Annotated in this window: 20 protein-coding genes; 17 read left to right on the top strand and 3 right to left on the bottom strand. The window is 68.8% G+C overall.

From position 1 onward, the window contains the following. Positions 1-92: 92 nt before the first annotated feature. Positions 93-914, bottom strand: a complete 822-nt coding sequence (locus O3139_RS05135) for an LD-carboxypeptidase (RefSeq protein WP_269515907.1) — start codon at positions 912-914, stop codon at positions 93-95. 43 nt (positions 915-957) lie between these two features. Between O3139_RS05135 and O3139_RS05130 the strand changes: the two genes are divergently transcribed. Continuing rightward, complete coding sequence (locus O3139_RS05130) at positions 958-2,367, top strand: UDP-N-acetylmuramate--L-alanine ligase (RefSeq protein ID WP_269515906.1); 1,410 nt, start codon at positions 958-960, stop codon at positions 2,365-2,367. A 5-nt stretch (positions 2,368-2,372) separates the two neighbouring features. Then, complete coding sequence (locus O3139_RS05125; protein ID WP_269515905.1) at positions 2,373-4,394, top strand: TonB-dependent receptor; 2,022 nt, start codon at positions 2,373-2,375, stop codon at positions 4,392-4,394. 13 nt (positions 4,395-4,407) lie between these two features. On the opposite strand, the gene O3139_RS05120 is transcribed toward O3139_RS05125, so the two are convergent. Next, positions 4,408-6,420 carry a TonB-dependent receptor gene (locus O3139_RS05120; RefSeq protein ID WP_269515904.1) on the bottom strand — a complete coding sequence of 671 codons (2,013 nt, stop codon included), beginning with the start codon at positions 6,418-6,420 and terminating at the stop codon, positions 4,408-4,410. A 251-nt stretch (positions 6,421-6,671) separates the two neighbouring features. Between O3139_RS05120 and O3139_RS05115 the strand changes: the two genes are divergently transcribed. After that, positions 6,672-9,062 (top strand): FtsK/SpoIIIE family DNA translocase, encoded by a 2,391-nt coding sequence (locus tag O3139_RS05115; RefSeq protein WP_269515903.1) that lies wholly within the window; start codon positions 6,672-6,674, stop codon positions 9,060-9,062. Positions 9,063-9,081: 19 nt separating this feature from the next. Here the strand turns inward: O3139_RS05115 and O3139_RS05110 are convergent, their stop codons facing one another. Then, on the bottom strand, positions 9,082-9,498 hold the full coding sequence (locus tag O3139_RS05110) for a hypothetical protein (RefSeq protein WP_269515902.1): 417 nt from the start codon (positions 9,496-9,498) through the stop codon (positions 9,082-9,084). A gap of 213 nt (positions 9,499-9,711) precedes the next feature. Between O3139_RS05110 and O3139_RS05105 the strand changes: the two genes are divergently transcribed. The 14 genes from O3139_RS05105 to hisIE all read left to right on the top strand — a co-directional run bounded on the left by O3139_RS05105 (position 9,712) and on the right by hisIE (position 22,893). Next, positions 9,712-10,347 carry a LolA family protein gene (locus O3139_RS05105; RefSeq protein WP_269515901.1) on the top strand — a complete coding sequence of 212 codons (636 nt, stop codon included), beginning with the start codon at positions 9,712-9,714 and terminating at the stop codon, positions 10,345-10,347. Between the two features lie 225 nt (positions 10,348-10,572). Beyond that, positions 10,573-11,367, top strand: coding sequence for an exodeoxyribonuclease III (xth, locus tag O3139_RS05100; protein ID WP_269515900.1), 795 nt, complete (start codon positions 10,573-10,575; stop codon positions 11,365-11,367). Positions 11,368-11,486: 119 nt separating this feature from the next. Further along, a complete protein-coding gene (locus O3139_RS05095; protein ID WP_269515899.1) occupies positions 11,487-12,890 on the top strand; it encodes a circularly permuted type 2 ATP-grasp protein in 1,404 nt (467 codons plus the stop codon). A gap of 185 nt (positions 12,891-13,075) precedes the next feature. Next, a complete protein-coding gene (locus O3139_RS05090) occupies positions 13,076-14,029 on the top strand; it encodes an alpha-E domain-containing protein (RefSeq protein WP_269515898.1) in 954 nt (317 codons plus the stop codon). A 1-nt stretch (position 14,030) separates the two neighbouring features. After that, positions 14,031-14,873: a transglutaminase family protein gene (locus tag O3139_RS05085; RefSeq protein WP_269515897.1), complete on the top strand. Its 843-nt coding sequence runs from the start codon at positions 14,031-14,033 to the stop codon at positions 14,871-14,873. Positions 14,874-14,960: 87 nt separating this feature from the next. Further along, positions 14,961-15,737, top strand: coding sequence for a peptidase (locus O3139_RS05080; RefSeq protein ID WP_269515896.1), 777 nt, complete (start codon positions 14,961-14,963; stop codon positions 15,735-15,737). 57 nt (positions 15,738-15,794) lie between these two features. Further along, positions 15,795-16,115, top strand: coding sequence for a YerC/YecD family TrpR-related protein (locus O3139_RS05075; protein ID WP_269515895.1), 321 nt, complete (start codon positions 15,795-15,797; stop codon positions 16,113-16,115). 10 nt (positions 16,116-16,125) lie between these two features. Next, a complete protein-coding gene (hisG, locus tag O3139_RS05070; RefSeq protein ID WP_269515894.1) occupies positions 16,126-17,007 on the top strand; it encodes an ATP phosphoribosyltransferase in 882 nt (293 codons plus the stop codon). Next, the gene (gene hisD / locus O3139_RS05065; protein ID WP_269515893.1) at positions 17,007-18,329 is read left to right on the top strand and encodes a histidinol dehydrogenase; all 1,323 of its coding nucleotides are present in this window, start codon (positions 17,007-17,009) and stop codon (positions 18,327-18,329) included. Before hisG ends, hisD begins: the two co-directional genes overlap by 1 nt. Before the next feature lie 187 nt (positions 18,330-18,516). Beyond that, positions 18,517-19,944, top strand: coding sequence for an imidazoleglycerol-phosphate dehydratase HisB (hisB, locus tag O3139_RS05060; protein ID WP_269515892.1), 1,428 nt, complete (start codon positions 18,517-18,519; stop codon positions 19,942-19,944). 55 nt (positions 19,945-19,999) lie between these two features. Continuing rightward, positions 20,000-20,599 carry an imidazole glycerol phosphate synthase subunit HisH gene (gene hisH, locus O3139_RS05055; RefSeq protein WP_269515890.1) on the top strand — a complete coding sequence of 200 codons (600 nt, stop codon included), beginning with the start codon at positions 20,000-20,002 and terminating at the stop codon, positions 20,597-20,599. After that, a complete protein-coding gene (locus O3139_RS05050) occupies positions 20,596-21,330 on the top strand; it encodes a 1-(5-phosphoribosyl)-5-[(5-phosphoribosylamino)methylideneamino] imidazole-4-carboxamide isomerase (RefSeq protein ID WP_269515889.1) in 735 nt (244 codons plus the stop codon). Before hisH ends, O3139_RS05050 begins: the two co-directional genes overlap by 4 nt. Further along, entirely contained in the window at positions 21,327-22,094 is a 768-nt protein-coding gene (gene hisF / locus O3139_RS05045; RefSeq protein WP_269515888.1) for an imidazole glycerol phosphate synthase subunit HisF, read from the top strand. The genes O3139_RS05050 and hisF overlap by 4 nt, the downstream gene beginning before the upstream one ends. A gap of 172 nt (positions 22,095-22,266) precedes the next feature. Continuing rightward, the gene (gene hisIE, locus O3139_RS05040) at positions 22,267-22,893 is read left to right on the top strand and encodes a bifunctional phosphoribosyl-AMP cyclohydrolase/phosphoribosyl-ATP diphosphatase HisIE (protein WP_269515886.1); all 627 of its coding nucleotides are present in this window, start codon (positions 22,267-22,269) and stop codon (positions 22,891-22,893) included. The last annotated feature ends 26 nt before the right edge of the window (positions 22,894-22,919 follow it).

The raw sequence follows: 22,919 nt of genomic DNA, 5'->3' as shown, positions 1-22,919 counted from the left end.
GTCGTTCGCTGTCGACAGGGTTCGCCGGACGGGAGAACGAAGGCCTTGCCCCGTGTCCCGAACGGCACTGATCCTCCAGCATCGGGAAAGGATCATCTCACCCCGAACGGGACGACCTTGTTGTCGCTGTCATGGGCGATGTCGGCGGGCCCCAGATACGGAATCCCCGACCGCTCGCACCAGTATTCCACGATCTGTTCGCCGGTCATGCCGAAGTCCGGCTCGTTCGGCGTGACGTCGGTGAACCGCCCGGCGCGGATGCCCGCCACGCGCCGGATCGACGGCGTCGAGGTCAGGTGGAACATCATCCGGTCGATGCGGTAGGCGGCCTCGGACACGTCCTCCAGCATCAGGACGTGGTCGGTCAGGTCCGGCTCCAGCGGCGTGCCCAGCAGCTGGTCCAGAACAGTCAGGTTGAAGGCCACGGCCGGGCGCGGATCGTCGTGCAGTGACGGCTCCCACGACGAGACCGCACCCTTCCTCAGCCAGTTCAGGGCGCGAAAGGCGGTGTCGTCGTGGCGGACCGCATCCGACGCCATGGGCCCGTGGGCCAGGTGCGGAAAGCCTGCCTTGTAGAGGATGGCCAGCAACGATCCGACGTCGGAATAGCCGAGGTAGCGCTTCGCCCGCGCCCTCTCGGTCAGCCGCGGCAGCACCGCCTCGGCGATGCGACAGGAGCCATAGCCGCCGCGGGCGAACCAGACGGCGTCGATGCGGGGGTCGTTGGCATAGTCGACGAAGGCCTGGGCCCGCGTCGCGTCATCGCCGCTGAAATGGCCGGACTTCTCCAGCGATGAGGGGTGGATCACCACCGCCACCTTGCGGGCCGGGAAGTTCAACTCCATCCAGGCCTCGATGGCTTCGGCCCGCTCGCGGGAGAACCGCGACGAGACCGCGACGATACCGATCTTCATTCTGCTGTAGCCTCCCGCTCGTCTCCACTTTAGTCACGCCATCATGAGCGAACCATCCTGTTTCTTCTGCGGCATCGGCGGGTCGGGCATGCTGCCGCTGGCGATGATCGTCCGGGCGCGCGGGGCCGCGATCGAGGGATCGGACCGGGCGCTGGACCAGGGCCGGACGCCCGAGAAGTTCGACTGGCTGCGCGCGCACGGCGTGACCCTGCATCCGCAGGACGGATCGGGCGTCCGGGCGGACATGACCGTCGTCGCGACCGGGGCCGTCGAGGACACGGTGCCCGACATCGGGGCGGCGAAACGGCTGGGCGCGACGATCGTCACCCGGCCCGAACTGCTGAGCCGGATCTTCAACGCCGCGCCGACCTCGGTCGGGGTCGCGGGCACCAGCGGCAAGTCGACCATCACCGGCATGATCGCCTGGATCCTGAGCCAGACCGGCCGCGACCCCACCGTCATGAACGGGGCGGTGATGCGCAACTTTGCCGACGCCGACCATCCGTTCGCCAGCGCCCTCGTCGGTGGGGCCGACCTGTTCGTGGCCGAGGTGGACGAGTCGGACGGCTCCATCGCCCGCTATGATCCGACCGTCGCCGTGGTGTCCAATATCTCGCTGGACCACAAGTCGATGGAGGAGCTGCGCGACCTGTTCGGAGGCTTCACCGGCAAGGCGCGGACGGCGGTTCTGAACCTCGACAACCCCGAGACGGCGGCCCTGGCCGAGGCGATGGTGGACGATGGCCGGGGCGAGGCTGTCCTGACCTTCGCCCTGGGCAATGACGCGGCGGACCTGTCGGCCCACGACCTGGTCCCCCTGCCCACCGGCATGACCTTCGACCTGACCGAGCGGGCCAGCGGCGCGCGGATCGCCGCGACCCTGAACGTGCCCGGCGCGCACAACGTCGCCAATGCCCTGGCCGCACTGGGGGCCGTCCGGGCCTTGGGCGTGCCATTGGGCGCGGCGGGCGCGGCGCTGGCGACCTTCGCCGGGATCAGGCGGCGGATGGAGGTGGTCGGGACGGCCAACGGCATCACCGTCATCGACGACTTCGCCCACAACCCCGATAAGATCGCCGCCACGGTCAAGACCCTGCACGCCTTCGACGGGCGGCTGCTGATCCTGTTCCAGCCCCACGGCTTCGGTCCGCTGAAGCTGATGAAGGCCGAGTTCATCGACACCTTCGCCGGGCTGATGCGTCCCGACGACGTACTGCTGATGCCCGAGCCGGTCTATTACGGCGGCACGACGGACCGCAGCGTGGGGTCGGAGGATATCGCCTCGGGTGTGCGCGCAGCCGGTGGCCAGGCCGAGGCGCTGCATGACCGCGCGGCCTGCGGCGACCGGCTGGTCGATCTGGCCCGGCCCGGCGACCGGATCATCGTCATGGGCGCGCGGGACGACACCCTGTCGTCGTTCGCAACGGAGCTTCTGGACCGGTTGGGCGCTTAGGCCGGATGCTTCAGGACGCCGCTGCCCCCCTCCCCGACGTCGTCGTCACCGCCGCGCGCCTGCCGCCGGCCGCGGGAGAGGCCGCCTTCTCCGTCATCCGGCTGGACCCGGACCGGCTGGACCGCGCCACCCGGCTGGACGAGGCCCTGGCCACGATTCCGGCCGTCAGCCTGTTCCGCCGCACCTCCAGCCTCGCCGCCAATCCGACGACGCAGGGCATCTCGCTGCGCGCCATCGCCCCGTCGGGGGCCGGGCGGACGCTGGTGACGCTGGACGGGGTGCCGCTGAACGATCCGTTCGGCGGGTGGGTCATCTGGTCCCAGGTGGCACCTGAGAGCCTGTCCGGCCTCGACATCGTCCGGGGCGCGGGCGCAGGCCCCTATGGTGCCGGAGCCCTGACCGGGGTCATCGCCCTGCGCGAGCGCGACGGGGTCGGCGGATCGCTGGACCTATCCAGCGGCGAATACGGCGGCCGGAGACTGGCGGCCGCGACCACCCTGAGCACCGGGCGCCTCGCCCTGACCGGCACGGTGCAGCGCGAGCAGTCGGACGGCTACATACCCGTGCGGGGTGCCCGGGCGGGCGCGGCGGACGTGCCGCTGGACCTCGCCACCCTGTCCGGCGCGATCCGGGCCGATGTCGCCCTGACCGACGCGACCGCCCTGTCCCTGCGCGCCTCGGCCTATGAGGAGGATCGCGGCGCGGGTCTTCTGGGTGCACGGTCGTCGGCGACGGGCCAGAGCTATTCGGCCACCCTGTCGCACACCCCGTCCGCCGACCGCCCGGGCTGGCGCGCCCAGGTCTGGCGGCGCGAGAGCGATTTCGCCAATACCTCGGTCGCCGTGGCCGCCGACCGGGCCACGACCACCCCCGCCAACAACCAGTTCGCCACGCCGGCCGAGGGCTGGGGCGCCAACCTCGCGGTCCGACGCACGGCGGTATCGTTCGGCGGCGGGTCGCTGGAGTGGGAGCTGGGCACCGACGCCCGCTTCACCGAGGGCGAGACGCGCGAACGGTTCCGGTTCATGGCCGGAGCCTTCACCCGCGACCGGGTCGCGGGCGGCCGGACATCCGTCATCGGGGCCTATGGCGAAGGATCGTGGACCACCGGGCCGTGGCTGGTCGCCGGGGGTCTGCGGATCGACGGCTGGAGCAACGCGGACGGGCGGCGGCTGGAGCGCGACCGCGCGACCGGGCTGGCGACGCTGGATGAGACTGATCCCGACCGGTCGGGCGAGGTCCTCAGTGCGCGTCTGGCCGTCCGCCGCGCGCTGGCCCCGGGCCTGGCCGCCCGCGCCGCCGCCTATTCCGGGTTCCGGCCCGCGACCCTGAACGAGCTGCACCGGTCCTTCCGGGTCGGCAACGACCTGACCGAGGCCAATGCCGCGCTGGTGCCCGAGACGCTTCAGGGGGTCGAGACCGGCCTGGCGTGGCAGGGTTCCGCGACGACCCTGACGGGCACCGTGTTCTGGAACCGGATCGAGGACGCCATCGTCAATGTCACCCTCGGCACCGGCCCCGGCACCTTCCCCCGCGCGGGCTTCGTGCCGGCAGGCGGCGTGCTGCGCCAGCGCCAGAACGCGGGCACCATCGACGCCACCGGTCTGGAGCTGACTGCCGGGCACCGTCTCGGCGAGACCCTGGCGCTGGACGCCGCCCTGTCGGTGACCGATGCGGAGGTCGATGGCGGCACCGCCGCGCCCCAACTGACAGGCCTGCGCCCGGCCCAGGCCCCGGTCTGGAGCGCCTCGGCCGGGGCGGACTGGCGCGCGACCGATCGACTGAGCCTGATCGTCCGCGCCCGCTACGAGAGCCGCCGGTTCGAGGACGACCTGAACAGCCGCGTGCTGGACGGGGCGATCACCGCCGACGCCCGGGCGGAATGGACCGTGCGCGACGGCGTGACCCTGTACGCCGCCGCCGACAACCTGTTCGACGCCGGGGTGGCGGTGGCCGAAAGCGGCGACGGGGTCGAGGGCTATGGCCCGCCGCGCACGCTCCGGGCGGGGCTGAGCCTGAGCTGGTAGGTCAGACCCTGCTTCAGAACCGGGTCATCAGGGTCAGGCGGGCGTTCCGGGGAGCACCAGGCGAGATGTTGAAGTTGTTGTGGGCGTCGGCGAAATAGGTCTCGTCCATCACGTTCTCGACGTTGAGCTGGACCTGCACGGACGGGGTGATTTCGTAGAAGACGGCGGCGTCGACCCGCGTGAAGGACGGAAGGCGCGTCGTGGCGGCCGACGTTCGAATGCTGGCGAACTGTTCGGACTGATGGATGATCCCGAGCCCCAGGCCCAGTCTTTCGTTCACGCTGTAGCGGTTCCAGAGCGAAACCTGATGCTCCGGGACCTGCCCCAGCCGGACGGCTTCGTTCCCCTGCAACGTCGCCTCCTGCCAGGCGTATCCACCGCTGACCTGCCAGGCTGATGTTATGCGACCTGTCAGGCCCAGCTCGATCCCGCGGGTCCGCGTCTTCCCGACATTGATGGTCACCAGCGGGTTTAAGGGATCAGGGGTCGTCGCGTTCGAGCGGTCCAGTTGAAACACGGCCGCAGTCAGGTTCAGACCCGGCCGGACGTCCCACTTGAGGCCGACCTCGTGATTGACGAAGGCCTCGGGCTCCAGGTTCTGCTGGGTCGTCGAAAGGGTCAGGAACTGGTCGCCCGACCGCGGCAGGAACGACTGGCTGTAGCTGGCGAAGAGCGAAATCCCGGGTCCGGGCTTGAAGATCAGACCCAGACGGGGCGACGCCTTTTCGTCGGTCCGGGTGAAGGGCCGATCAGGGTTCGGCTGCAGGTCCAGCCCGTCGATGTCGAACCTGTCGTACCTGATGCCGACGATTGCCTCCAGCCGATCGCCAAACCGGATCTGGTCCTGCACATAGGCCGATACGGTTTCGACGTTTGAAACCGTGTCCCGGGCCGGAGCCGAAAAACTGACCGTGGGAAACACGGGGTTCGCAAGGTTGAAGGTCCTGCTCGACAAAACACCGTTGGACCGTCGGTTGGTCGAGTCCTGATCGCCGTACTCAAGACCGAAGAGCACCTGATGATCGACTCTGGCGGTGTGCAAGCTCCAGACGAGGTTGCTCTGGACCAGAAGGTTCTGGCGCGTGGTCGCGTCAGCGTAGGCGTCCAGCGCCACCGTTCCGGCCTGCGCCGTCGCGACACCGCTCGGAAAGACGTTCGTATAGACCTTGTCGTAGTCGCCGTAGAGCGCCGTCGTCGAGAAAGACAGGTCAGGCGTCAGGACACCATCGACCCGGACCTTGACGATGTCAGCGTCCAGGGTCGTGCGGTTCACACCGGGGACACCGAAAAACTGATCCCGATAACCCCGGATCGGGACACCGGCCAGCGAAGGGACGCCTCGATCGGCTACGCGGTCGTCGTCGATATGCTCATAGGAGATGCCGGCCTTCCAGCCGTAGCCGAGATCCGCCGCGAAATGAGGGTTTATCGCAGACCGCTGTCCCTCATAGACATCGCGATGATTGGCGAGTTCCTCATAGGCGGCATTGAGCCGGAACGCCGACATTTCTCCCGTCGGAACGTTCAGGTCCAGCGACAGATCATAGGCACCGAAGCTGTTGACGCTTGTCCGCGTCCCGAACATTCCCCCCGCAGCGCTGGGGGCCTTCTGAACACGATTGAAGATCCCGCCACCGCCGCCCCGTCCGAAGATGAGCGCATAGGGTCCTTTCAGGACCTCCACCCGCTCCAGATTGTAGAGGCCACGATAGTACTGAACGTCGTCGCGCACCCCGTCGATGAAGAAATCGGCCGTGGTGTTCTGACCGCGCAGCGTTACCTGGTCACGATTGCCCTCACCCTGCCCCACGGTGACGCCTGGAACATACCGGAGCACGTCTCCCAGACTGTACATCGCCTGGTCGTTCAACTGGGCTCGCGTCACCACCGTCACGCTTTGCGGAACGTCGATCAGGGCGGTGTCGGTCTTGGTCGCTGTCACCGAGTTCACGGCGATATAGCCGCGTTTGGCACCCGTCACGATGATGGGCTCAAGATCCGTCGCCTGATGCTGCGCGAGCGCCATCGTCGGCCATGTCAGCGCAAGCGCTGTGGATGCGAGAAGGGCGCTGAAGGCAGAGGCGTTGGGCGGGGACACTGGCAAGATCCGGTACTGAAATGCGACTGGCTCGCAATATCAGATCGGAGACCTGTGGCAAGGCTATTTGCGAATTCGTCGCAATATCACTCCGACGGCGGCTGCGGCGCGGTCACGAGGTAAACAGCCTCTTAACCCTGCACCTGCGACACTGTCGGCCAGTCCGATCGGAGCCGTCGATGTCCGCCGCCCTTGCCATCAGCCAGCGCGCCTTTCTGAGCGTCCTCGTCCTGTGGGATGCGCCCTTCGTGGTGCGGTTTCGCGGCGTGCTGCAAGCGCTTCTGGCCACATTGCTGGTGGTGGCCCTGGTGTCCTGGAACGCAGCGGATCCCAGCCTGAACGCCGCCTCGTCCAGCCCCGCGACCAACTGGCTGGGCACCAGCGGCGCGATCTTCGCGGACCTGTTCATGCAGAGCCTGGGCCTGGCCGCCTGGCCTGCCGCCGCCCTGACCATCGCCTTCGGACTGGCCGCCGCCATCGGCGATGCAATCCGGCAGCGCCTGAAGCCCACACCCCTGAAGGCCCTGTCGGCCACGGGCGGCGTCCTGGCCCTGTCCGCCGCCCTGTCCGCCCTGGCGGCCCCCGGTGCCTGGCCGCTGGCGGCGGGCCTCGGCGGTCTGTGGGGCGATGCGGTGATCGGCCTGTTCGGCGACGGGGCCCATGCCCTGGGCATACCGGGCGGCGGGATCATCAGCGGCGTGCTGTTCCTGGCCTTCGGCCTGTGGGCCTGCGGTTACGCCGTGGGCCTGCGGACGTCGGATTTCGGAGAGGCGATCGCCTGGGGATCCGGCCTGCGCCGCACGCCGGTGTCCCGGCCCGACCGTCCCCGGCCGGTGGCCGAGGCCGGGATCGCCGCATCCCGGGCGGTGCGTCGTGCCGCCCGTCTCGAACTGCCCGAGGACGAGGACGCCGTCGCGCCCCTGCCCTGGGACGAGCCGGTGCCTGAACCCGCCCTGCCGACTGCCCGCACGGCCACCGAGCCCCGTGTCGCCGCGCCCAAGCCGGCCAAGGCCTCGAAAAAGACCATCGACGACGGTCAGGTCACCTTCGATTTCGTCCGGCCCCAGGGCGACTTCGACCTGCCGCCCCTGGCCATGCTGGCCAAGCCCCGGGCCCGCGTCGGCACGGTCGACGAGACGGCCCTGAAGCAGAACGCCAAGATGCTGGAAGGCGTGCTGGCCGAGTTCGGGGTCAAGGGCGTCATCGACCAGATCCGCCCCGGCCCCGTGGTCACCCTGTACGAACTGGTGCCTGCGCCCGGCGTCAAGCACGGCCGCGTCGTGGCCCTGTCGGACGACATCGCCCGCAGCATGTCCGCCCGCGCCTGCCGCATCTCGGTGGTGCCGAACAGGAACGCCATCGGCATCGAACTGCCGAACCTGAAGCGCGAGACCGTCTATCTGCGCGACCTGCTGGCCAGCGCCGAATACGGCAAGCCCGCGCACCTGCTGCCGCTCGCGCTGGGCGAGACCATCGGCGGCGAGCCCTATGTCGCCGACCTGGCGCGCATGCCCCACCTGCTGATCGCGGGCACCACCGGCTCGGGCAAGTCGGTGGGGGTCAATGCCATGATCCTGTCGATCCTGTACCGGCTCAGCCCTGCCGAATGCCGCTTCATCATGATCGACCCCAAGATGCTGGAGCTGTCGGTCTATGACGGCATTCCGCACCTGCTGGCCCCGGTCGTCACCGATCCGAAGAAGGCCGTCGTCGCTCTGAAGTGGACCGTCCGCGAGATGGAGGACCGCTATCGCCGGATGTCCAAGCTCGGCGTGCGCAACGTCGCCAGCTACAACGAGCGGGCCAAGGAGGCCCAGGCCAGGGGCGAGCATTTCGAACGCACCGTCCAGACCGGCTTCGACGAACAGGGCCGTCCGGTCTATGAATCCGAGAAGATACGGCCCGAGCCCATGCCCTATCTGGTCGTGGTCATGGACGAGATGGCCGACCTGATGCTGGTCGCCGGCAAGGACGTCGAGGGCGCCGTCCAGCGCCTGGCCCAGATGGCGCGCGCCGCCGGCATCCACCTGATCATGGCCACCCAGCGGCCCTCGGTCGATGTGATCACCGGCACCATCAAGGCCAACTTCCCGACCCGGATCTCCTTCCAGGTCACCTCCAAGATCGACAGCCGCACCATCCTGGGCGAACAGGGCGGCGAACAGCTGCTGGGCCAGGGCGACATGCTCTACATGGCGGGCGGCGGCCGCATCACCCGACTGCACGGCCCGTTCGTGACGGACCAGGAGGTCGAGGAGGTCTGCAAACACCTGCGCAGCCAGGGCGAGCCGGACTACCTCGACCTGATTACCGACGATCCGGACGGGGACGGTGACGGGGCGATGGAAGAAGGCGGTGGGGCCTCCTCGGGCGACGACCTCTATGACCGGGCCGTGGCCGTGGTGACCCGCGACCGCAAGGCCTCGACCAGCTACGTCCAGCGCCGGCTGCAGATCGGCTACAACCGCGCCGCCTCCCTGATCGAGCGGATGGAACAGGAAGGCGTCGTCTCGGCCGCCAACCACGCCGGCAAACGCGACATCCTCGCCGGCCCGCCGCCGATGGTGTGAGGCTGACAGGGGGCTGCGGTCATACCGGCCCGCGCCTCAGCTGAAGGATGCCCAGCCCCAGGAGCGCGCCGAACAGGCCCAGGGCTAGTATAGCCAGACTGTCGATCCGCCCCGGGGCCATCGTCGCGAAGGTCACTGGGTTGCTGTCCAGCGTCCCAAGTTGGGTGTTTAGTTCTCCGTAGGCGGCGCCCAGCGCGCCGAGGGCCACGGTCAGGATCGTGACCTTATGCACGCGCTCGACGTTGCGCATTAAGCCTCCAACTGCTCCGACGCCCGCCAGGACCAGAATGGCCAGCGCCAGCAGCTTCAGGACGGGCGTCATCCCGAAAAAGATGTCCGCCAGCGTCGCGCCCGGCAAGTATTCGCGCAGCATCCAGCCGAGAGTCGCCGACGCAATCACGAAGGCAAACGCGATGAGGATCAGAAGTCTGGTCATGGCTTTGGTCCACCCGCTTGGCGTCACGCTGCGGTCCGCCGCCCGGGCTGTCAATCGGCCGCGCAACCGCCCGGTGGTGGCGGCGTTCTCGTCGGTCGCGATGAACGGGACTTCATCGCGACGCCGGAATATGGTCAGGCTTGGGTCATCGTGACGCCAAGTCGTATGTCCACAACGGCGTCCTCGCCAACCATCCCGAACGGGAGACGACCCATGACCCTTTCACGTCGCGATCTTGGCTTCGGCCTGACCTCCATCGCTGCCTTGGCCGCCTTGCCGGCCGCCGCGCAATCGGGCCTGTCGGCCGAGGACCGCGCGACGCTGGCGACCGCCCAGACCTATCTCCAGAACCTGACGTCGGCCCAAGGGACCTTCGTCGAGACCGGCGCGGGCGGCCAGCGGCGCGAGGGTCGCTTCTACCTGCAGCGCCCGGGCAGGATGCGGTTCGAATACACCAACCCGGCAGGCCTGCTGGTCGTCTCGGACGGCGACAACGTCAAACGCTACGACCCGCGCCTGAACGTCTTCCGCCAGGTGCCGCTGGGGGCCACGCCCCTGTCGACCTTTCTGGCCAGGAACGTCCGGCTGGACCAGGGCGTGCGCATCGATCGCGTGACCCGCATGCAGTCCGGAGCCTTCGCTATCACCGCCCGGGACTCCAACCGGCCCGACGACGGGTCGGTCATCCTGGCCTTCGCCGGCAGCCCGATGCGCCTGCAGGAGTGGACCATCACCGATGCCTCGGGCGCGCGCACGCGGACACAGCTGACCACCCTGACGCCGGCGTCCGGCCTGGCCGCCAGCCTGTTCCGCCTGACCGATCCGACCCGTCGCCCCGGCCGCAACTGACAGTTCGGCGAATCCTGAACCGTGTTCGGACGAACACAGGCAAATCATCCCGATCGTCATTTGACTATTTTCGACAGGCGTGACACTTTGGGCACAGGACGGTTTTGACCGCCCTTCTGCCTTCGGACGTCATCCCCTCCCGATGGCTGCGAGAGAGACCCCTTGGCCCCCGGCGCCCCCCGCCGGGGGTTATTTTTTGGCGCGGGGATAGGCTAGACGCACCCGATGCTTCGCATCGCCACCTGGAACATCAACTCCGTCCGCCTGCGCATCGACCAGGTCGCGCGCTTCGTGACGATGAGCGGCACCGATGTCCTGTGTCTCCAGGAGATCAAATGCCTGGAGGACCAGTTCCCCAGAAATGCCTTCGCCGAAATGGGCCTGCCGCACCTGAAGATCGCCGGTCAGAAGGGCTGGCACGGCGTGGCCATCGCCAGCCGCCACCCGATCGCGCCCAGCGAGACGTTCCAGTCCTGCAGGCTGGGCCATGCGCGCTGCGTGTCCGTTCAGGTCGCGGGCGTCGACATCCAGAACTTCTACATCCCCGCCGGCGGCGACGTGCCCGACCGCGAACTGAACCCCAAGTTCGATCACAAGATGGACTTCTACGAACAGCTGACGGCCACCGTCGCGGCGCATGACCGGTCCCGGCCTCTGTTGATGTGCGGCGATTTCAACATCGCGCCATCGGAGTTCGACGTCTGGAACCACCGCTATATGTCGAAGATCGTCAGCCACACGCCGGTCGAGGTCGAGACCCTGAACCGGCTGCAGGCCGCGGGCGCGTTCACCGACGTGGTCCGCGAGGCGTTTCCCGAACCGCAGAAGCTGGCCAGCTGGTGGAGCTATCGCGCGCAGGATTTCCGCAAGTCCGCGCGCGGCCTGCGTCTGGACCACATCTGGACCTCGCCCGGTCTGACCCCTGCCGTCATCCCCGGATCGGCCACCATCCACGAGCCGGTCCGCGCCTGGGAACAGCCCAGCGACCACTGCCCGATCACGGTCGATCTGGACGTCTGATCCCACAGCCGGTGCATCTTCCGTCCCGCACCGCAACAAAACTGTTGCGCATCGGCGCGCCGCCGGTCCACGCTGGACTTCCACCCTAGCGCGCGGGAGCGACCGTCACGTTCGACGAAATGTCAGGCCATGCCGGCTCGGATCAGGTTCGCCCCAGCTACCGGACCCTGGCCCGGTGGCTCGAGGCCGCGCCGGCCGACCTTCTGCAGGCCCGCTCGCGCCAGGCGGAGTTGTTCTTTCGCCGCATGGGCGTGACCTTCGCCGTCTATGGCGACGTCGAATCCAACGAGCGGCTGATCCCCTTCGACGTGGTGCCCCGCATCATCGGCGCGGCCGAGTGGGAGCAGCTGGAAAAGGGCCTGAAACAGCGGGTCACCGCCATCAACGCCTTCCTGAAGGACATCTACGGCCCCCAGGAGTGCATCAAGGCCGGTATCGTCCCGGCCGAGCTGATCTTCACCAATCCCCACTATCGGCCCGAGATGCAGGGTCGCCGTCCACCCGGCGACATCTGGACCCACATCTGCGGCGTCGATCTGGTCCGCACGGGCGAGGACGGGTTCGTGGTGCTGGAGGACAACTGCCGCACGCCCTCCGGTGTCTCCTACATGCTGGAGAACCGCGAGATGATGATGCGGCTGTTCCCGGACCTGTTCGCCGAGCACCGCATCCGCCCGGTCGAGACCTATACCGACATGCTGCTGGCCAGCCTCCGCGCGAGCGCGCCGGAACATGCCGGGGCCGATCCCAACATCGTCGTCCTGACGCCCGGTCCCTACAACTCGGCCTACTACGAGCACAGCTTCCTGGCCGACAAGCTGGGGGTCGAGCTGGTCGAGGGGGGCGATCTGTTCGTCAACGACGACATCGTCTTCATGCGCACGACCGAGGGTCCGAAACGCGTCGACGTCATCTATCGCCGCGTCGACGACGACTGGATCGACCCTTTGACCTTCCGCCCGGATTCGACCGTGGGGGTGCCCGGCCTGATGGCCGCCTACACGGCCGGGAACGTGACCCTGTCGAACGCCGTGGGCACCGGCGTCGCCGATGACAAGGCCGTCTATACCTATATGCCGGAGATCATCCGCTTCTTCAGCGGCGGCGACCCGATCCTGGGCAATGTCCCCACCTGGCGCTGCCGCGAGCCAGCCGCGCTGAAGGAAGTGCTCGAAAAACTGCCCGAACTGGTGGTCAAGGAAGTCGGCGGCTCCGGCGGCTACGGCATGCTGGTCGGCCCGGCCTCGACCAGGGCCGAGATCGAGGATTTCCGCAAGAAGCTGATCGCCGATCCCGACGACTTCATCGCCCAGCCGACCCTGGCCCTGTCCACCGCCCCGACGCTGGACGGCGGCAGCCTGTCGCCCCGCCACGTCGACCTGCGCCCGTTCGTGCTCTCCAGCCCCGCGGGCGTCCGTGTCGCGCCGGGCGGGCTGACCCGCGTGGCGCTGAAGGCCGGATCGCTGGTGGTCAACTCCAGCCAGGGCGGCGGAACGAAAGACACCTGGGTGCTGGATGACTAGATTGAAGAATGTCGTCTTGCTTGTCGTAAGCGCGCTCGCATCGACGGGGGGCGTGGCGATTTTCTGGGCGCAAGCCACAGGCCGATTGGAACCCGGAGAGTCGGGCCCGATCTTTGGTGTGCTTACGGTATCGCTGATCGCCGTCACGATCTGGGCCAGCCGTCGACGGGCAAATCCGTCGAGGGATGATTGAATACCTTATGCTGAGCCGCACCGCTGAATCCCTCTACTGGACCGGCCGCTACATGGAGCGTGCTGACTTCCTGGCGCGCATCCTGGAGGCGGCCGTGCGTCTGGCCGCGCTTCCGGCCCGCGACGGGGCCGCCGCCACGGCCTGGGCCAGCGCCATCGCCTCGGCGGGGGTTTCGCGCCAGTTCGCCGCCTCCGGCCGCACGCCGTCCGAGAAGTCGGTGCGCGAATTCCTGGCCTTCTCGCCCGACAATCCCTCGTCGATCCGCGCCTGCATCACCGCCGCGCGCACCAATGCCCGCTCGGTGCGCACCGCCCTGACCATCGAGCTGTGGGAAGCCATCAACGGGGCCTGGAACGGGCTGAACGAGTTCGGCGAGCCGTCGAAACGCGACGACTTCGTGCGCTATCTGGAGTGGGTGAAGGGCGTCTCGCTGGCCGTCGAGGGGGCGTCGTCGCGGACGATGCTGAGGAACGATGCCTACTGGTTCCTGCGGCTGGGCGGGGCGATCGAGCGGGCCGACAACACCGCGCGCCTGCTGGACGTGAAATATCACCTGCTGCTCCCGGCCGGGGAACGCGTCGGCGGCCAGCTCGACTATTTCCAGTGGACGACCCTGCTGCGCGAGGTCTCGGCCCTGACCGCCTATCGCTGGGTCTATCGCGAGAGCGTGCGACCCTGGCTGGTCGCGGATCTGATGGTGCTGAACCGCCAGATGCCGCGCTCGCTGGCCAGTTGCCAGGGGATGATCGTCAGCTATCTGGACCGTCTGGCCACCGACTACGGCCGTCGAGGCCCGGCCCAGCGCATCGCCTCGGCCCGCCTGACGCGGTTCAACGAGACGAATATCGAAGAGATCTTCCAGTCCGGCCTGCACGAATACATCCTGGCCTTCCTGAGCGAGAACAACGCCCTGGCTGCCGCCGTCCACGATCAGTACCTGGTGTAGGATGCGCATCCGGATCGACCACGAAACCCGTTACGCCTACGACCGCGCCGCGCGGTTCATCGTCCAGGTCCTGCGCCTGACGCCGCGCTCGACCGAGGGCCAGCAGGTGCGCGACTGGCGCATCGAGACCGACGTCGACGCCCATCTGCGCCGCTCCGAGGACTCCTTCGGCAACATCGTCCACACCCTTTATACCGAGCGCCCCACCAACGGTCTGATGGTGCGGGTGACGGGCGAGGTCGCGACCGTCGACACCGGCGGCGTTCTGCGCGGGACGCCGGAGCGTCTGTCGCCGCTGGTCTTCCTGCGCGACACCCCCCTGACCCACGCCGATGCGGCGCTCCGGGCCCTGGCGGCCGGGGTGGGCGAGGACGGCGACACCCTGACGAGGCTGCACCGGCTGATGTCCACGATCCATGGCACGGTGGCCTTCATGGTCGGGTCGACCACGGTCGATCACACCGCCGCCGACGCCTATGCCCAGAAACAGGGTGTGTGCCAGGACCACGCGCAGATCTTCATCGCCGCCGCCCGGCGCATGGGCATCCCGGCGCGCTATGTATCGGGCCATCTGCACCGGTCCGACGGGGTCGAAAACCAGGACGCTGCCCACGCCTGGGCCGAGGCCTGGATCGAGGACCTCGGCTGGGTCGGGTTCGATGCGGCCAACGGCATCTGTCCGACCGAACACTATGTCCGCGTCGCCTGCGGCCTGGACGCCCTGGGGGCCTCGCCCATTCGCGGGACCAGCTATGGCGGCGGGCGCGAGACGATGACCGTGGCCCTGCGTGTGCGCCAGATGCAACAGACCCAGCAGCAACAGCAAAGCCAGGGCTGGTCATGATCCGTTCAGGGGTCGTCCTGTTGTTCGAATCTGTTAGCGTCGCCCCTTCTGATGGGTGGCGGTCCGGTTCGGGCCGAGTCTTCTGATATGACCTACTGCGTCGGCATGCTGGTGGATGAGGGGTTGGCGATGATCGCCGACACCCGGACGAACGCAGGCGTCGACAACATCTCGTCCTACCGCAAGCTGCATGTGACCGAGGTGCCGGGCGACCGGGTCATCGGCATCGCCACGGCCGGAAACCTGTCGGTGACCCAGACGGCCCTGGCCATGGTCGCCGAGGGCGTGCGGATGCCGGGCCACGATGTGCCCGAAACGCTGGAGACCTGCCCGACCCTGTTCCGCGCGGCCCAGCTGGTCGGCTACTGCCTGAACCAGGTCCGTCAGGACCTGCAGCCGACGGTGGAGGCCGATGCGCTGAAAATCACCGCCTCCATGCTGCTGGGCGGCCAGGTCCGGGGCGGCAAGATGGGGCTGTATCTCATCTACGCCCAGGGCAACTTCATCGAGTGCGGCACCGATACGCCCTACCTGCAGATCGGCGAGCTGAAGTACGGCAAGCCCATTCTGGACCGCGCGCTGCGCCCCGACACCCCGATGTCAGAGGCGGTCAAGCTGGGCCTCATCAGCTTCGATTCCACCATCCGGTCGAACATCGCCGTGGGTCCGCCATTCGACATGATCGTTATCCCGCGCGACAGCCTGCACGGCGACCAGCGCCGGATCGAAACCGACGATCCCTATTTCAAGGACCTGGGTCGCCGCTGGTCAGAGGCTCTGGCCAACGCCCACCGCGCCATGCCCGACCCGCCGTGGATGGCCGACGCGCCCGCTCAGCGGCCCTCGATGACGGTGGTCAGCTAGACCCTGCGTCGATCGCCCTTGACCGTTCCACTGTTACAGCATAGTGGAACGCGCTCAATGACCGATACCCTCCCCAGCACCGCCCCGGCCAGAGCCGCAGACGACAAGGATGCGCTCTGCGACGCCTTCCTGTCGCTGAAGACGCGCGCGGAGATGGAGGCCTTCCTGTCGGACTTGTGCACCCCGGCCGAGATCCGCGCCTTCGCCGAACGCTGGGCCGTCGCCCGGCTGCTGGACCAGAAGTCGAAATCCTATCGAGAGATCGCGATCGAGGCCGGGGCCAGTCCCACGACCGTCGTCCGCGTCGCGCGTTTCCTGCGCGAGATGCCGCATCAGGGCTATCGCCTGGTGCTGGACAGAACCCACAGATCAGCCTGAGTCCAACACCATGAGTACCGTCCAGGGGCGACTTCGCATCGCCGTGCAGAAATCCGGCCGTCTGGCCGACCGCAGCCTCGATCTCGTCCGGGATGCGGGCCTGCGCGTCGTGAAGGGGGCCAATGATCTGCTCTACAAGGTCGAGAACTATCCGATCGACCTGCTGCGGGTGCGCGACGACGACATCCCGACCTTCGTCGCCGACGGCGTCTGCGATCTCGGCATCGTCGGCGAGAACGTGCTGGAAGAGGGCAAGAACGGCGGATCGAACGCCTCCGTCGTCATGCCGCTGGGCTTCGGCCGATGCACGCTGAAGCTCGCCTGCCCGCCCATGCTGGACTATGCCGGGCCCGCCTCGCTGCAGGGCCTGCGCATCGCCACCTCCTATCCGAAGATCCTGCGCCGCTATCTGGACGAGCAGGGCGTCGGGGCCGACATCGTCGTCATGCGCGGCGCAGTCGAGGTCGCTCCCCGGCTGAAGCTCGCCTCCGCCATCTGCGACCTCGTCTCCACCGGCGCGACGCTGGAGGCCAATGGCCTCGTGGCCAAAGAGACCGTGTTCGAAAGCCAGGCCGTCCTGATCCAGTCGCCCGTCGCGCCCGAGCCCGGCCTGCAGCATCTGCTGGAGTCGATCATCGAGCGGATGGCCGGCGTCGTGTCCTCGCAAGGCGCCAAATATGTGATGCTGAACGCCCCCCGCTCGGCACTGGACGCCATCACCGCCATTCTGCCCGGCGCCGGTGCCCCCACCGTCATGCCGCTGATGGGCCGCGACGACGCGGTCGCCGTCCACGCCGTGTGCCAGGAGGCCGTCTTCTGGGAAACGCTGGAGAAGCTCAAGGCGGCCGGGGCCTCGGCCATCCTGGTCCTGCCGATCGAGAAGATGATGTGATGGGCACGCTCTCCATCAAGCGCATCGACTGGTCGGGCCTGGACCGACAGGGTCGCCTCGACGCTCTGGCCCGCCCCTCGCGCCGCAGCGAACGCGACGTGCAGAACGTCGTCAGCGGCATCTTCGAACAGGTCGCCGTCTCGGGCGGCCCGGCCGTCAGCCAGTTTGCCGAGCGGATCGACGGCTTCAGGCCCCGTCGTATCGCCATCACGCCCGGGGCCGTCGCCGCCGCCCGCGACGCCCTGCCCCCCGCCGACACCCGCGCGCTCCGGGTCGCCGCCGAGAACGTCCGCGTCTTCCACCAGGCGACGAAGCCGGAGGACACCGCCTTCGTCGAGACCACCCCCGGCGTGAAATCGAAACTGGTCTGGCGGCCCATTGGCGCGGCCGGGATCTATGTCCCCGGCGGCACGGCGCCCCTGTTCTCGTCGCTTCTGATGCAGGCCATCCCGGCCGAGGTCGCGGGCGTCACGACCCGCGTCGTGGTCACCCCGCCGGCGAAGGACGGCAGCGTCCACCCGGCCATGATCCTGGCCGCGGCCGAGGCGAACCTGGACGCCATCTGGCTGATCGGCGGGGCCCAGGCCATCGCGGCCCTGACCTATGGCGCCGTGCTGGACGACGGCGAGATCCCGGCCTGCGACAAGCTGTTCGGCCCGGGCAATGCCTATGTCGCCGAGGCCAAGCGTTATGCCGCCGCCTTGCCGAACGGCCCCTCGGTCGACATGCCCGCCGGACCGTCGGAGCTGCTGGTCATCGCCGACCGTTTCTGCGACCCGGAGATCGCCGCCGCGGACCTGCTGAGCCAGGCCGAGCACGACGCGGACGCCCAGGTTATCCTGGTCTGCGAACGCGCCGCCACCATCGACGCCATTCTCGCAGAGGTCGAGGAACAGCTGACCACCCTGCCCCGCGCCGACATCGCCCGCGCCTCCCTGTCCGAGGCCCGCGCCATCCTGGTCTCCGACATGGCCGAGGCCTGCGCGGTGTCCAACCTCTACGGCCCCGAACACCTGGCCCTGCAGGCCGAGGACGCGGACGCCCTGGTCGCCTCCATCCGCGCTGCCGGAGCGGTCTTCGTCGGTCGCTGGGCCGCAGAGACCCTGGGCGACTACGCCGCCGGCCCCAGCCACGTCCTGCCCACCGACGGCGGAGCCCGGACGCTCGGCGGCATCACCACCGCCAGCTTCATGACCTCCATGTCGGTCCAGACCGTGACCGAGGCCGGGGCCGAACGCCTCGGCCCCATCGCCGCCCGTCTGGCCCGGCTGGAGGGTCTGGAAGCCCACGCCCGGGCCGCCGATCTGAGGAGTGTGGGATGAGGGCCTTCAGCCTTTCCCTTCTCCCCTTGCGGGAGAAGGTGGCCGAGCGAACGCGAGGTCGGATGAGGGGTGACTCCCGGTCTCGCCGGTCGGGGACGGCTCGCCTTATCCCATCTGCGTCCTCGTACCCCTCATCCGTCAGCCTTCGGCTGCCACCTTCTCCCGCAAGGGGAGAAGGAGACCCGACATGACCCTTCCCGCCCCCTATCCGCCCCTGGTCGCTGGTGGCGAGGGCCTCGACGCCTATCCCGGCGACACCTCCGCCCTCGCCGCCCGCATGGCCCAGGTCTACGGCGTCGCCCCCGACCACGTCCTGCCCGTCCGGGGTCTGACCCACGGGCTGGAGCTGGTCTTCCGTCTGGCGGCCCGTGATGGCCGCTCGGTCGAGGGGCCCGACGCCGAGCCCTATGCCGGTCTGGCCCGCATCTATCGTGCGGCGGACGGCGACCGCGCCGCCGTGGTCATCCGCGCCCTCGGCTCGCCCGAGGCCGTGGCCGAGATGGCGGAACGCGTCGCCCCCGCCCTGCTGGTCGTGGACGAGGGCCTGGTCGAGTTCGCCGACGGGCCTTCCGCCGCCACCCTGATCGGCGACCACGCCAACCTCGTCGTCCTGCGCAGCCTGTCGCTGGCCTATGGGCTGGCCGGCGCCCGCGTCGGCGCGGCCCTGGCCCAGCCCGGCACCCTGGCCACCCTGGCCGAGGTCGTCGAACCCTATGCCCTGCCCGAGCCGCTGGTCCGCCTCGCCATGCAGGCGCTCGATCCGTCGCGCATGATCGAAACCGCCGAACGCATCGCCGCCGTCCGCCGCGAACGCGAGCGGCTGGTCCGCCAGATCGGGCGGGTCATGGTGGTGGAGACCGGCGTCGGCCCCATACTGATGGCGCGCCCTTTGGACATCGCGGCGACCCTGGCCGACCTGTCGAAATACGGCATCGCCGCGGACCGCTCCGGAGACCGCGTCCGTCTGCCCGTCTCGATCAAGGCCGAGGTCAACGACCGGCTGCTGACCGCGCTCGGCCTGACGCCCGCGAAGTCCCGCACCCACCGCGTCGGACAGGCCGTCCGCGATACGAAGGAGACGCGCATCGTCTGCGCCGTGGACCTGGACGCCGTCGGCCCCATCCGGATCGCGACCGGCGTCGGCTTCTTCGACCACATGCTGGAACAGGTCGCGGCTCACGGCGGATTCTCGCTGCGTCTCCAGTGCGAAGGCGACCTGCACACCGACCCGCACCACACGATCGAGGACTCGGCCATCGCGCTCGGTCAGGCCCTGAAACAGGCCTTGGGCGAACGGCGCGGCATCCAGCGCTACGGCTTCGTCCTGGCCATGGACGAGGCCCAGGCCAATGTCGCCATCGACCTGTCGGGCCGTCCCTATCCGGTGTTCGAGGGCAGCTTCTCGACCCCCTTCATCGGCGAATACCGCACCGACCTGACCGCCCACGTCTTCCGCTCGCTCGCCGAGCACCTCGGGGCCGCGATCCAGATCTCGGTCAAGGGCGACGACGACCATCACAAGACCGAGGCCGTCTACAAGGGCTTCGGCCGCGCGCTGCGTCAGGCGATCCGGGTCGAGGGCGACGCCGTGCCGAGCACCAAGGGGGTGCTGTGATGGCCGCTCTTCGGCTCTCGCGCGCTCAATCCCTCTCCCTGTGGAAGAGGGGCCGATGACCGTTGCCATCGTCCACCTGGGGGCCGGCAATACCGCCTCGGTCCAGTTCGCGCTGGAGCGGCTGGGCGCCGACGCCCGTATCACCGCCGATCCCGTCGAGATCGCCGAGGCCGAACGCCTGGTCCTGCCCGGCGTCGGTGCCGCCGGCTATGCCATGGAGCGGATGGCGGCGCTTGGCCTGACCGAAGTTATCAAGGCCTTCGAACGCCCCCTGCTGGGCCTGTGCCTCGGCCAGCAGCTGCTGTTCGCCGAAAGCGAGGAGAACGGCGGTGCCGCCATGCTGGGCTTCATATCGGGGACGGTCCGGCGCATGCCGGTCCGCGATGACCTGCCGGTCCCGCACATGGGCTGGTCGCAGCTGCATAACCTGAAGGACGACCCCTTATTGCAGGGGGTGAGCGAGGGCGACTACGCCTATTTCGTCCACTCCTATGTCTGTCCCGACACCGAGGCGACCATCGCCTGCGCGGCGTACGGAGCCGAGGTCCCGGCCATGGTCCGCATCGGAAACCGCTGGGGCTGCCAGTTCCACCCGGAGCGGTCGGCCGGGGCCGGCGCGCGGATTTTGAAGAACTTCCTCGAGCTACCCGCATGATCGTCTATCCCGCCATCGACCTGCGAAACGGGGTCTGCGTGCGGCTGATGCACGGCCGCTTCGACCAGGTGACCGAATACGACACCGTCCCCGCTGCGCGCCTGACCGCCTTCGTCGCCGAGGGCGCGACCTGGGTCCATATCGTCGACCTGGACGGCGCCGAGGCGGGCCGTGCGGTCCAGCACCGGCTGATCGGCGACCTGGCCGGCAGCCTGGATGTGAGCATCCAGTCCGGCGGTGGCGTCCGCACCCTGTCCGACGTCCGCAACCTGCTGGACGCGGGCGTCAGCCGCGTGGTGGTCGGGTCGCAGGCCGTGACGGCACCGGCCGAGGTGTCGGCCTGGCTGGGCAAGTTCGGCCATCAGCGCCTGACCCTCGCCTTCGACGTCCGGGTGGGCGAGGACGGCGTCCCCATCCCGTCGCTGAAGGGCTGGACCGAGGCCGCGCCGATAGACCTGTGGACCGCGCTCGACCGCTATCCGCCGGGCACGCTGGAGCACGTCCTGATCACCGACGTCGGTCGCGACGGCGCCCTGACGGGTCCGAACCTCGACCTGCTGGCCGAGGTCATCCGGCGTCGTCCCGACCTGAAGGTCCAGGCGTCCGGCGGCGTCTCCTCCCTCGACGACCTGACAGCGGCGAAGGCCATCGGCTGCGACGGGGCCATCGTCGGCCGCGCGATCTACGAGGGTCGCTTCACGGCCCGCGACGCCATAGAGGCCTGCGCATGACCGCGCGCCGGATCATTCCCTGCCTGGACGTGAAGGACGGTCGCGTCGTCAAGGGCGTGCGCTTCGAGGGCCACGTCGACATGGGCGACGCCGCCGAGCTGGCCGTGCGCTATCGCGACGAGGGGGCCGACGAACTGGTCTTCTACGACATCACCGCCTCGCCCGAAGGCCGGACGCTGGACTACGGCTGGGTCCGCGACATCGCCCGGCTGCTGGACATCCCCTTCTGCGTCGCGGGCGGCATCCGCACCGTGGATCAGGCGGCGGCCTGCCTCGACAACGGGGCCGACAAGGTCTCGATCAACTCCCCCGCCCTGGAACGGCCCGAACTGATCTCCGAGATGGCAGAGCGGCTGGGCAGCCAGTGCGTGGTCGTCGGCGTCGATTCCCGGCGCGAGGACGGCGACTATGTCGTGCACAAATACACCGGCGACCCGGACAGCCGCCGTCTGGCCGGACGCCTCACCATGGACTGGATCGTCGAGGCCCAGGACCGCGGCGCGGGCGAGATCGTGCTGAACTGCATCGATCAGGACGGGGTGCGAAAGGGCTATGACACCGCCCAGCTGGCCGACGCCCGCAGCCGCCTGACGATTCCGCTGGTGGCGTCCGGCGGGGCCGGGGCGAAGTCGCATTTCCTCGACGTCTTTGATCGGGCGAATGTGTCCGGTGCCCTGGCGGCCAGCGTCTTCCACTCCGGCCAGATCGCGGTCCCGGACCTGAAGGCCTTCCTGGCAGGCGCGGGTGTTGAGGTGAGGTTGTGACACATTGCTTTCCCTTCTCCCCCTGCGGGAGAAGGTGGCCCGGAGGGCCGGATGAGGGGTTCGAGGATGCAAACGCGATGATTGGAACAGACGCCAACCGGCCAGACCGGGAGTCACCCCTCATCCGACCTCGCTCCACTCGGCCACCTTCTCCCGCAAGGGGAGAAGGACAGTGACCCTCGACCCCTCCACCCTCGACTTCGCCAAGGGCGGCGGCCTGATCCCCGCCGTGGTGCAGGATGCCGACACCCTGCAGGTGCTGACCCTCGCCTATATGGACCGGGCCGCGCTCGACGAGACGATCGAGAGCGGAGAGGCCACCTTCTTCTCCCGCTCGCGCGGCGGACGGTGGCGAAAGGGCGAGACCAGCGGCAACCGGCTGAAGGTCGTCTCCATCACGCCCGACTGCGACGGCGACGCCCTGGTGCTGGCTGTCCGACCGATGGGTCCCGCCTGTCACCTGGGCACCACCAGCTGTTTCGGCACCGGGGATGCGCCCGGCCTTGGCCGCATCGCCCGTCTGGAAGCCACCATCGCCGAACGCGCCGCCGCCGATCCGGCCACCAGCTGGACCGCCCGCCTGCTCGCCGAGGGGCCGAAGCGGGTCGCCCAGAAGGTCGGCGAGGAGGGCGTGGAGACCGCCCTGGCCGGGGCCGCCGGCCCGGACGAGGAAGTCGCATCCGAGGCCGCCGATCTGGTCTATCATCTGCTGGTTCTGTTACGGGCGCGTCAAATGTCGTTTCAGGACGTGCTGGACGTGTTGGCCTCACGCGCGCGACCGGCCACACACGCGGACTGACTGTCGAGGGCCTGCCCTCGCGATTT

The sequence above is a fragment of the Brevundimonas subvibrioides genome (assembly GCF_027271155.1).
Classification (GTDB): Bacteria; Pseudomonadota; Alphaproteobacteria; order Caulobacterales; family Caulobacteraceae; genus Brevundimonas; species Brevundimonas subvibrioides_D.
This window is presented reverse-complemented; position numbering and strand designations above follow the sequence as displayed.